Below are 11,527 nucleotides of genomic sequence, written 5' to 3'. Positions count from 1 at the left end.
GCCTTTGGAGTGTTATATCAAACTAAAGTAGTATGTGATTTATTCACTACAAAATAGGACACGATGAATAAGGAAAAATCTCGATATGGGTATAATTGTCCATATTTTGAGTAGCAGATGAGCTTAATAATGAATGAAGTTTTAAAGGTAGAGAATTTATTAAAGTATTATGGAACTAGAGGAAATATAACTAAAGCAGTTAATAATATAAGTTTTCATATTAATGAAGGAGAATTTATCGCTATTATGGGGCCTTCAGGAAGTGGAAAATCTACATTACTTAATTGTATTTCAACTATTGATAATGTTACAAGTGGTCATATATTTGTAAAACATAAGGATATTACTAAATTTAATAGAAAGGACTTATCTAAATTTAGAAGAGAGGACTTAGGATTCATTTTTCAAGATTTTAATTTGTTAGATACTCTTACCATCTTTGAAAATATTGCTCTTGCACTAACAATTTCAAAGGTTCCAGCAAAAGAAATAAAAACAAAAGTTTATGAAACAGCAGAAAAGTTAGACATAAAGGAAATATTGAACAAGTTTCCTTCAGAAGTATCAGGAGGGCAAAAGCAGCGAACAGCAGCAGCTAGAGCTATAGTTACTAATCCTAATATTATTTTAGCTGATGAACCAACAGGTGCCTTAGATTCTAAATCTTCAAGAATGCTTTTAGAGTCTTTAGAAAAATTAAATAAACAGTATAAAGCCTCTATTTTAATGGTTACTCATGATGCTTTTGCAGCAAGTTTTGCTCATAGAATTTTATTTATTAAAGATGGAGAAGTCTTTAATGAAATTGTAAAAGGAAATTTATCAAGAAAGGACTTCTTTAATAAGATTATTCAGGTAGTAACCCTTCTTGGAGGTGATATGAGTGATGTATTTTAAGCTTGCTAAAAGAAATATGCATAGAAGTATAAAGGAGTATGCAGTATACTATATAACCTTAGTTTTTTCTGTAGCTTTATTTTACTGTTTTAATTCCATTGAAGATCAAAGTGTTTTCTTAGATCTTGATAAAAACTGGAGTACAGCTTTTAAGGAAATAACAATGTTTTTAAATGCAGCTTCAGTTTTTGTTATATTTATACTGGCTTTTTTAATACTATACTCAAATAACTTCCTTTATAGAAGACGTAAAAAAGAACTAGGAATTTATCTTACCTTAGGTATGGAAAACAGCGGAATATCAAAAATAATGTTTATTGAAATGATAATTTTAGGAGCAGTATCTTTAGCCTTTGGACTTTTGCTAGGAATCTTTGCATCTCAAATTTTATCAGTTTTCACAGCAAATCTTTTTAATGTTGAAATGACAGGTTTTGTATTTATTTTTTCTACTAAAGCTTTAATACGAACTATTATGGCCTTTGGGGCTATTTATATTATAGTTGGAATGTTTAATGTTTTATCTGTAAGAACAATTAAGCTTATTGATTTACTTAATGCACATAAGAAAAATGAAAAGATAAAGATTAAAAGTCCTGTTATTGCAGTAATAATGTTTTTAATAAGTCTGGCTGTAATAGGCTCTGCTTATTATATAGTACTTAGAGCTGGTATAGCTGAACTTGATAGAAATACAATCTACGCTATTATCTTAGGAGTAATAGGAACTTTCTTATTCTTTATGTCTTTATCAGGATTTTTACTAAGTGTTTTAAAGAAAAGGGAAGGCATTTACTTTAAAAATCTAAATATGTTTTTAGTAAGACAGCTTAACAGCAGAGTAAATTCAGCCTTTACTTCTATATCTTTTATATGTTTAATGTTATTTTTAGCAATATGCATGCTTTCATCTGGAGTATCTTTAAATACTGTAATGAATAAAGATGTTGATGTTCTTAGTCCTTATGATGTAACCTTATATAATTATTCTGGAGCGGATATTGAACAGGGACTTAAGGAATATAATTTAGACTTAAAGGACTATGCTAAAGACTATCACTATATGAATATTTATACTGATGATTTAAAGTATAGTGACATTTTAGGTGATAAAATTATGAAGGAAAATGATAGCTATTATCCTATTAAAACAAATGCTGATGCTGAGTTTATGAAATTATCTGATTTAAATATAGAACTTAAGAACCTTGGACATAGTGAAATATCTTTAAAAGACAATGAATTCTTAATTATAAGTAATGTGGAAAGTATTTTTAAAGACAGTAATGAAATGGTAAAGGATAATAAAAAAATAAAGGTTAGCAACAAAGAATATTCTATTTCAAAAGAAGGAATAATGGATTTTACCTTCTATAACTCTTCTGTTAGAGGTATTTTAGCTCTTGCTGTTCTTCCTGATAGTGCCTTTGAAAATAGCAATATGCAATCTTATAATAGTTATTTAAATGTAAATTATAAAAATAATATAGATGAAAGTACTAAAGAAAGTTCTTATAATGTATTCCAAGAATGTGAAAGCTGTTTTCATGCTACAAGAGAAGATATAATAAATATAGCAAAGGGTACAGGAGCAGCTATTTCATTTTTAGCAATTTATCTAGGAGTTATATTTATAATTGCTTCTTCAGCAGTACTTGCAATTCAGCAGCTTTCAGGTATTGATGATAATATAGAAAGATATAGCATGTTAAAGAAAATTGGAACAGAAGAAAATATGATTTTTAAATCAGTAAAAACTGAAGTGGGAATATATTTTGGAATGCCGCTAATTTTAGCAGTTGTTCATTCCATAGTAGGGTTAAAGCTTGCTAATGGAATAATTGGAATCTTTGGTTCAGGAACAACTATATTAAGACTAATGATAATAAGTTCATTTTTTATTTTAATTATTTATGGAACTTATTATTTAGGAACATATATCTGTGCTAAAAGTTTAATTAGAAGAAAAGTTTAAAATGAATATTTTCTTTAACTTATTAAAAAAGCCTTTTGGTAAAGAAAGGCTTTTTTCTGTTATATGACAATAGTGTTTATTATGTTACAATGTTAGATGGATTAAATTTTAGGAGGAAGTACAGTGGACAAAAGATTAGATTTAACTAAAGGTCACATAGGAAAAAGTTTATTTAAATTAGCTCTTCCTATTATGGGAACGTCTTTTATTCAAATGGCTTATAACATTATTGACATGATGTGGGTTGGAAAAGATGGAAGCGTATCTGTTGCAGCAGTAGGAACAGCTGGTTTTTATACTTGGCTTGCTATGGCGTTTATAATGTTTTCTAGAATTGGGGGAGAGGTCAAAGTTGCACAAAGTATAGGAAAGAAAGATATAAAGTCTACTAAAGAATATGTTAAGGCAGCAATTGAATTAAATATTATTTTTTCTATTATTTACACATCTGTAATGATTATATTTAATAAGCCTTTAATTGAACTATTTAGATTAGGAGATATAGATGTAATAAACAAGGGAAGACAGTATCTTGTTATTGTTTCATTAAGTATGATTTTTTATTTTATTAATCCTGTATTTACATCTATCTTTAATGGTATTGGTAATAGTAAGACACCTTTTATAATCAATACAATAGGTCTTGTAGCTAATATAATTTTAGATCCTATACTTATTTTTGGAATAGGTCCTTTTATGAGAATGGGAGTTAAGGGGGCAGCATTAGCAACAGCCATTTCACAGTTAATAGTTTCATCATGCTTTGTTATTAAAATTGTTAAAGATAAAATTGAGTTCTTTAAAAATAAATATTTTAGAAATATAGAATTAAAATATTATAAGATATTATTTGATTTAGGACTTCCTGTAGCACTTCAGGAAGGATTATTTACTGCTTTCTCTATGGCAATGGGGGTAATTGTTGCAAGATTTGGCCCTGTGGCTATTGCAGCTCAAAAGGTTGGTACGCAAATTGAATCAATTTCCTGGACAAGTGCAGAAGGTTTAGCAGCATCTCTTTCATCTTTTGTAGGTCAAAATTATGGAGCTAAAAAGTATGATAGAATAAAAAAGGGAAGCAGATTTGCTATAATTTCAGCTGTTATTTGGGGACTATTTACAACATCTATTTTAGTCTTTTTATGTAGACCTCTATTCTCATTATTTATTAATGAAAGTGATGCTATTAATAAGGGAGCAGATTATTTAAGAATACTTGGATATTCTCAATTGTTTATGTGTATTGAAATAACTATAGGTGGTATTTTTAAAGGAATAGGAAGAACTAATATACCTTCATATATAAGTATTATTTTAACTGGATCTAGAATTCCTATGGCATTAATACTTAGTAAAGAAAGTTTATTTGGTTTAAATGGTATTTGGTGGAGTATAAGTGTTTCTAGTATATTTAAAGGAATAATTTTATTATCTATATTTGTTATTTTAAATAAGAAAAATAAATTTTATAAGGAGGACTTTAAAAGGACTGCTTAAAAGTTTTAAAGTACTGCAAATCCTGACTTTTCTGAGTTGGGATTTGTTTTTTGTCTAATTTTTAGAGAATAAGGGGATATTGTTCTTTTAAAAATAATAGTTAATAGATATTCTTTTCTTCTCTTTAGTGGTCTTTCACTATTAAATGTTGGTAGATTTATGTTTTTTGTGATTATTAAAATAGGACTAGCTTATTAACTCACTAGTTAATTCATATAAAAAGTCTACATGATTAAATATTTTTTCTTTGCAGAAGATTATAAACCAAGAAAGATAATGTGACAAATACTTAGTTGCAACTCCATTAAATTTTCTAAACCAGTTCTTATAAATAACCCTAAAGTTTTGCATAAGCTTATTATCTGCTTGTATATCTTTATCAGGATCAGCCCCATATTTTTTAGATGCCAAATAAATATATCTATCTACACAAGGTATAATATTAGAGCCTTCACTAATTCTAGGTAAAACCTTTGATTCAAAGTCCTTAAAGTTCCATAATCTTTTACATAAAGGAAGGGAAAGCATTGTGTTCATATCTCCATTTGCAGATACAACTATTACTTTTTCTCTTTTATCTGTATCTATATTTTTGTTACCCTTAAAATTCTCTTTTTCGGTAGTTTTAGTCATATGTATGCTGCCATTTAACATAACTTCACTTTGAATTTTTTGAAGAGCTTTTAAAACCTTATGTCTCCAGGCAAAGGCAGTGTTAATATTAATATTTAAAATTTCAGCACATTCTCTTAGGACTTTCTTCTCTAAAATAAGCTCACAAAACTTAAACCAGTCTGATGGTTTCTTTTTAGAATAACTCCAAACAGAATTAGTGGCTGATGAAAAAGTTTTTTTACATTCTTTACACTTAAAACGTTGAATTCCATTGAATTTTCCATACTTTATGTACCTTTTTGATTTACAGTGTGGACATACTTCAATCTTTCTTTTTGAATAAATATCCTTCTTTAATAGAGAGTCAGCATAGTCTTTTAATTTATTATAATTAATATCTACTTTAATCATTTTAAGTCACCTCATTTAAGATTATTGACTGAAATATGATTTTCTAAACCTTACCAACATTTCTATACTAAAGACCACTATAGGGGGAGTTTTTATTTTATATAAAGACTTTTTGTGGAAGGAAAGTCCCAACCTCAAAAAAGACTGCCACATTTGCGTGGCAGTCTTTTATTTCACGTGTTTAAACTTTTCTATATAAAAACTTATTAAAATAGTTAAAGCATAATCAAAAATAAAGAATGCAACTTCAGCAGCTATTATAAATAACCACATTGGAAGCTTAATATTTAAATCACCTATAAAGGTTTTAAAAACTGTAAGTGCTAATATAAATACAATGTTAAAAAAACCGAACTTAAGCATAATTTCAATATATATTTTGTGTATCTTTTCAATGAAATATTTTATAATGCCATAAAATCCAAAGAACATAATATACATTAGAAAATAATTTAGTGGAACTAAAAAGAAGCCTAATATGGAAGTAGCAATATAAACTAAAAAAGCTGTTTTTAAGTTACTTCTTATTATACATATTGGAATTATGAGGGAAGCAAATGTTAATATAGCAAAAGTATTTATAGGAATAATAGTTGTTAAGTAAAGTACTATTATGCTTATTGCAGTCATTAAACCTGCAAGAGTTATATCTTTAGCCTTCATATAATTTCCCTTTCTATTTATATTATTTTTATTTTAGCAGCAGCCTATAAGGTCTCCACCCATACATTCACACATTGAATCTAAACACCATAGATCCATACAGCAGTCACATGCATTAGCAGTATTTCTGCTTGTTCTATATGGATTTCCGTAATCTCTAGTTCTAGATTGAAGCTGATTTAAAGTTTGTCTATATTCAAAGTTATTTGGGTCCATACTTGAAGCAGTTCTGATATTTTGAAGTGCTGAATCGTACCAACCTTTATTCATATGTACAATACCAGTTAAGAAATACCATTCTGCATTTCTATCAGTAATTCTACTTAGTATATCTTCAGCAGCTCTTATATTTCTTCTTTGAATGTACATTCTTGCTTGAGAAAGATCTGCTCCATAATTATAGTTACTGTTATTATAGCTATTGTTACTATAGCTACTTTGTGAATTTGAATAACTACTATTTGATGAATAGTTATTGCTTCCTACAGAGCCATTTGTAAGCATGCTATAAGCTTCATTTATTTCAGCAAGTTTTTCCTCTGCAAGTTCTTGAAGAGGATTATCTCTAAATTGATCTGGGTGATATTGTTTAACTAATTTTCTATAAGCACTTTTAATTTCATCTTGTGAGGCACCTGGTTTAATGCCAAGAACTTCATATGGATTCATTTAATTCACTCCTTTTACCATTATTATAGAAATTTTACCTTCCTATAACTGAATTATAAATGTTTTTAATAGATTATTCAATTTATATTTATAGCTTCAATCTGAAATGATTTTAGTATCTTTTTTCTTTCTTTTGTTTATGACATCATCATATCTTGCCATCATTCCTAAGGTTATAATGTTATCTAATATTTCTCTATTTTTACTTAAAGGAAGCTCCTTTAGAATATCTCTACATCTCATTGAACAGTTTAAAATGCTAAATTCAATTCTATCTTTAATTTCCTTAAAAAATTCTTCATAGGGAAGATTCTTTTCATTAAATAAATGATTAATAGGATTGAATTTTTTCTTTTCCATATCCTCCTTTAAATCATCAAGAGCATCAATTAAGTAAATCCATTTTCCAAGAGAATAACCAAAGTCATAAAGCATATATCTTGTTTCTTCTGAATCATTAATTATTTCTTCAGGGTAAAGCTCTAGAATTTTTCCTACTATTATACTAAAAGGATCACATATTTCATCTAGACATGAGAAGTTAAGATTTTCTTCCATGTTGTTTAATTTATCTAAATTCTTTTTAATTATGTCATTAATATGACTGATATTAGTTGGAAGTTTCTTTTTGTAAGGATTTAAACCTAAAGAGAAAACTTTACTTTTTAAGTCCTTATCATCATTAATATCATCAATAAGTTTAAAAACAGTTAATGAAACATTCATATCAGCAGCATAATCTAAAGCTTTATTATTATATATTACAGCCTTCTTTTTAGTTGGGTGAGCAAAACACACCTTTGTATCAGCTGTTATTTCTTCCTTAGAAAGAGCATCTAAAAATATAGCAAGAAAAGTCATATCGTAGTTTAAAATCATTCTTGGCATATTTCCAAATCGCTTTTTAAGAGTAAAACATAAACCGCAATAATAACCTTTGAATAAATTGTATTCTTTTACTTTTAATTCAGGCTTTAGTGGCACTACATATCCAAACATTTAAAGTCTGCTACTCAAAATATGGACAAATATACCATATGGAGATTATTCCTTCTTCAACCTGTCTCATTTTGTTCCATAGAACTACTTTGATTTGATATAACAGTCCAAAGGCGTAAATTCCCGACTTAGCCATCGGTACATATCTATAAAACTTGTTTACGCTATTTTATAGATTTTTGCATCTCTTAAATTAAGACTTGCGTTATAATCTCTATCTTCAACATATCCATATGAACACCTGTAAATTCTATCTTTAAGTTTTAAATCCTTTTTTATAAAACCACAAGAGTGGCACAATTTACTTGAAGGATAAAATCTATCAACAATTCTTAATTCAATTCCTAAAGCATGACATTTATTAGTTAATTTATTTCTAAATTCATAAAATTTCTGCTGCACCACTGCTTTAGATAAATGCTTATTCTTCATCAAACCTGTTAAATTTAAATCTTCAATTGTAATATATTGTGGTTTGTTTCTTACCACACTACTTACAACTTTATTTATATAATCAGTTCTTATATTAGTAAGTCTTTGATGAAGTATTTGTACCTTAACTATTTGCTTTTGAATATTTTGTCTAGTAGCTTTTCCTTTCTCTTTTTTATTTCTTAATTTTAAACTTTCATATTTCCTTGAAAGTTTTCTTTGTTTTCTTAATAATTTCTTTTCTAATTTCTTAACTCTTTGAGTTTTATTTATATTTTTATAAGTTTTATCTAAGTTGCTACAAATAGCAAAATCCTTAATACCTAAATCAATTCCTATTCCTTGATATGTATTTTTCTGTGGTGTAATTTCTGTATCAATAATTACAGACACATAATATCTATTTGCCTTTTTAGATAATAACTTTCGATCCTACTGGAATATATCCATATTCCTTTAAACTCTAAATACTCTGGTCATAGGTATAATATCTTCTATTAATTGGGTTCTTTTGGCTTTTTGTATATTTTCTCTATCCCAACGTTGTAAAGTTTTTACGCTCACACCAAGTAATTCAGCAAAATCTTTTGGTTTGTAATTTGTTATATGTTTAGAATTCATTAATTTCATCTCTTAAGCATATTTTAATACTTCTAAACACATCTATCTATGTTTTTAATAACTAATTATTCACTCCTTAAAAATTATTTTATAGATATTATACATAATAAGAAAAATATAGACAAATAATATTTTAATATTATTTGAGTATACTAAATCTGAATAAAGGATAAAGAGAGGTGAAAGTATTGAAAATTGAAATTGTCACATCTACTATCTCTGCAGTATCCATACTTACAGGTTCTATATTAGGTGCTATTTGCACATGGTATATTAATAAAAGAATATATTCAATACAAATTAATGATGCAGCAAAGATACGAAAAGAAAATAGAATGATAGGAGATGGCTATAGGGCTAAAGATATATGTAATAAAGCTAATATACTTAGAATTGATATTGCCACAGCTATATTTCAAAGTATAAGAGTGTTAAAAAATAGGGATGAAAATAAAAGATATTTATATCTTCTTCCTGTGTGCAAAGATTACTCAACAACTATATCTTCTTTAAGTGATAGATATACCCTTCAAGAATTAAGTATTATATATCAGCTTTATGGAATAATTGAAAAGGTAAATAGAGATATTAATAATTGGAAGGTAGGAGATAATGAAGAGTATGAAAAGGTAAAGATAGGTCTTACATCAATATTAATGAAAATATATGGAGAAGATTACAAAAATATAATTATGGTTGATCCTGAAAAAATAGCTTATGAAGATTTATATAAAAATGAATTTATTACACCTGAATTTAAAGACATATTAACTAAGTTGGATAATTTATGTGTCTTAAAAAACTTAATGAAATGAGTGGTGTTAAGAATATATTAAGAAAATTTAGGAATATATAAGAAATAATTGATTGAATTAAAAAAACTATGGAGTAAAATTGAAGTGCATGAAAAAAATTGATGTGCTTCAGTTTTTAGGAGGAACCAAGGGGAAATGAAAAAAGTTAAAGTATCAGTTTTTGTAGGAGTATTTATTATATTAACTTCAGTAATATGCTTTTCAGAAGAAGAATCAGTTTATAAAAAGAAAGTACATTTTGATTCTCCAAAAGAAATAATAGACGTACTTAATACAAAAAACTTATCAGCATATTCAGGTGAAGGAAATCATTATGGTCGTCTAGTAAATACAGATGATTATAAAGAATGCCTTTCCAAAAGAAAGAGAACTACAAAAACTGTAGATTATTTTAAAAACTTAGATTTAACAGTAGATGAAAGTTATGATGAAGAGGAAATAATAGAAGAGTACAAAAAAGTCACACAAAATCTTAATAATTATAAGATAGGAGATAACCTAAAAGCTTATTATTTAAAAGGAAAATGTTCTGATTATCATAAAATTAGTGGCACTATAGAAATTAAGGTTGTTTTTTGTGATGAAGGAGAAGGTTTCGTCATAGATTATATGAATTATACAACAAAAATGGATGACGAAAAAAATAGTTTATAAAAGGGGATTAGTTTATTGGTTCATATTAATAATTTAAGTTTAAATATTGAAGAAAAACAAGTTTTAAAAAATATAAATTTAAAAATAGAAGAAGGAAAAATATATGGGATAATCGGCCCTAGTGGTGTGGGAAAAACATCTTTAATTAAGTGTATGACTGGAATATATAAGCCTAATTTAGGAAAAGTATTATTTGATGGTGAAGATGTATATAATTCTCCGAGGGTAAAGAAAAATATTGCCTATACAGCTGATGAAAATAATTATTTCTTATCCTTTGCTGTAAAAGATATACTTAAGTACTATAAAGATGCTTATGATAATTTTAGTGAAGAGCGTTTTTATTCTATAAATAAAAGCTTCAAAATAGATTTAAATAAAAGATTATTCCAATTATCAAAAGGTCAAAAGATGAGAGTATTCTTAATGCTTGCTTTTGCTATTCAGCCTAAGTTTATGATATTAGACGAGCCTACATCAGGATTAGATCCAATTTTAAAAAATAAACTTTTAGAGCTTTTAAAAAAGGAAGCAAAGGAAAGAAAAACTACTATAATAATAAGTTCACATCATTTAAATGAACTTGAAAAAATATGTGATGAAGCTGTAATTTTAAAAGATGGAATGGTATCTTATGAAAATAGTATTGAAAATATGAAAAGCAGTATAAAAAAGATACAAGTTGCCTTTGATAAACCAGTATATGACGAGGATTTAAGATTTGATGAAGTTTTTAAGATTTCTCATGTTGGAAAAGTATTTACAATCATTACAGAAAAGTATAATGAGGAATTTATAAAGAAATTAGAGATATATGATCCTTTATTTATTGAAGAAATAGATCTATCTTTAGAAGATATTTTTATTTATAAGGTATTAGAGGAGGACATATATGAAGAAATTATTTAATAAAGCCTTAATATATCAATATACTTATACTGGAAGAGGGCACTGAAAAAGTGCCCTTCGGAAAATTAAGTCCAAAAGATTGTTATTCAACAATCTTTTGGGCTTTTTATGTTATACTTAATTTATTAAATAATAAGGGTGATTAGAGTGATAAAAAAGCAAGAAACAATGATTTTAAGTGAATATACAGGAATTTATGATTTGGTTGTTCCCAAAGACAATATGCTGAGAAAAATTAATGAATTAATTGACTTTTCATTTGTTTATGACGAACTTTCTAATAAATATTGTTCTAATAATGGTAGAAATGCTATAGATCCAATTCGTATGTTTAAATATCTTTTATTAAAGTCTATCTTCGATTTATCAG

At 27.0% G+C, this 11,527-nt stretch carries 10 protein-coding genes and 3 pseudogenes; 7 read left to right on the top strand and 6 right to left on the bottom strand.

The window, feature by feature from the left end; genetic code table 11:
* Nucleotides 1–129 precede the first annotated feature (129 nt).
* From BM384_RS11505 to BM384_RS11495, 3 genes are all read left to right on the top strand, one after another.
* Nucleotides 130–897, top strand: a complete 768-nt coding sequence (locus tag BM384_RS11505; RefSeq protein ID WP_090013751.1) for an ABC transporter ATP-binding protein — start codon at nucleotides 130–132, stop codon at nucleotides 895–897.
* Nucleotides 887–2,872, top strand: coding sequence for an FtsX-like permease family protein (locus tag BM384_RS11500; RefSeq protein ID WP_090013750.1), 1,986 nt, complete (start codon nucleotides 887–889; stop codon nucleotides 2,870–2,872). Before BM384_RS11505 ends, BM384_RS11500 begins: the two co-directional genes overlap by 11 nt.
* 123 nt (nucleotides 2,873–2,995) lie before the next feature.
* Entirely contained in the window at nucleotides 2,996–4,369 is a 1,374-nt protein-coding gene (locus BM384_RS11495) for an MATE family efflux transporter (RefSeq protein ID WP_090013748.1), read from the top strand.
* A gap of 186 nt (nucleotides 4,370–4,555) precedes the next feature.
* On the opposite strand, the gene BM384_RS11490 is transcribed toward BM384_RS11495, so the two are convergent.
* From BM384_RS11490 to BM384_RS11465, 6 genes and pseudogenes are all read right to left on the bottom strand, one after another.
* Entirely contained in the window at nucleotides 4,556–5,395 is an 840-nt protein-coding gene (locus tag BM384_RS11490; RefSeq protein ID WP_090013746.1) for an IS1/IS1595 family N-terminal zinc-binding domain-containing protein, read from the bottom strand.
* Between the two features lie 168 nt (nucleotides 5,396–5,563).
* On the bottom strand, nucleotides 5,564–6,058 hold the full coding sequence (locus BM384_RS11485) for a hypothetical protein (protein WP_090013745.1): 495 nt from the start codon (nucleotides 6,056–6,058) through the stop codon (nucleotides 5,564–5,566).
* A gap of 33 nt (nucleotides 6,059–6,091) precedes the next feature.
* A complete protein-coding gene (locus BM384_RS11480) occupies nucleotides 6,092–6,727 on the bottom strand; it encodes a J domain-containing protein (RefSeq protein ID WP_090013743.1) in 636 nt (211 codons plus the stop codon).
* A 96-nt stretch (nucleotides 6,728–6,823) separates the two neighbouring features.
* On the bottom strand, nucleotides 6,824–7,726 hold the full coding sequence (locus BM384_RS11475; RefSeq protein ID WP_090013742.1) for a DUF5685 family protein: 903 nt from the start codon (nucleotides 7,724–7,726) through the stop codon (nucleotides 6,824–6,826).
* Between the two features lie 159 nt (nucleotides 7,727–7,885).
* Nucleotides 7,886–8,618 (bottom strand): annotated as a pseudogene (locus tag BM384_RS11470) (transposase); the annotation flags it as partial.
* 12 nt (nucleotides 8,619–8,630) lie between these two features.
* Nucleotides 8,631–8,764: pseudogene (locus BM384_RS11465) on the bottom strand (MerR family transcriptional regulator); the annotation flags it as partial.
* A 203-nt stretch (nucleotides 8,765–8,967) separates the two neighbouring features.
* Here BM384_RS11465 and BM384_RS11460 point away from each other — a divergent pair.
* The 4 genes and pseudogenes from BM384_RS11460 to BM384_RS11445 form a co-directional block, all read left to right on the top strand.
* The gene (locus BM384_RS11460; RefSeq protein WP_090013740.1) at nucleotides 8,968–9,594 is read left to right on the top strand and encodes a hypothetical protein; all 627 of its coding nucleotides are present in this window, start codon (nucleotides 8,968–8,970) and stop codon (nucleotides 9,592–9,594) included.
* A gap of 135 nt (nucleotides 9,595–9,729) precedes the next feature.
* Nucleotides 9,730–10,248 (top strand): hypothetical protein, encoded by a 519-nt coding sequence (locus BM384_RS11455; protein WP_090013739.1) that lies wholly within the window; start codon nucleotides 9,730–9,732, stop codon nucleotides 10,246–10,248.
* Nucleotides 10,249–10,263: 15 nt separating this feature from the next.
* Nucleotides 10,264–11,157 (top strand): ABC transporter ATP-binding protein, encoded by an 894-nt coding sequence (locus tag BM384_RS11450; protein ID WP_090013737.1) that lies wholly within the window; start codon nucleotides 10,264–10,266, stop codon nucleotides 11,155–11,157.
* 147 nt (nucleotides 11,158–11,304) lie between these two features.
* Nucleotides 11,305–11,527: pseudogene (locus BM384_RS11445) on the top strand (IS5/IS1182 family transposase); the annotation flags it as partial.

Origin of the sequence: Clostridium sp. DSM 8431 (assembly GCF_900116755.1) — a bacterium.
GTDB lineage: Bacteria > Bacillota > Clostridia > Clostridiales > Clostridiaceae > Clostridium.
The sequence above is the reverse complement of the archived record's forward strand: the minus strand, read 5'-3'. Positions and strand labels throughout refer to the sequence as shown.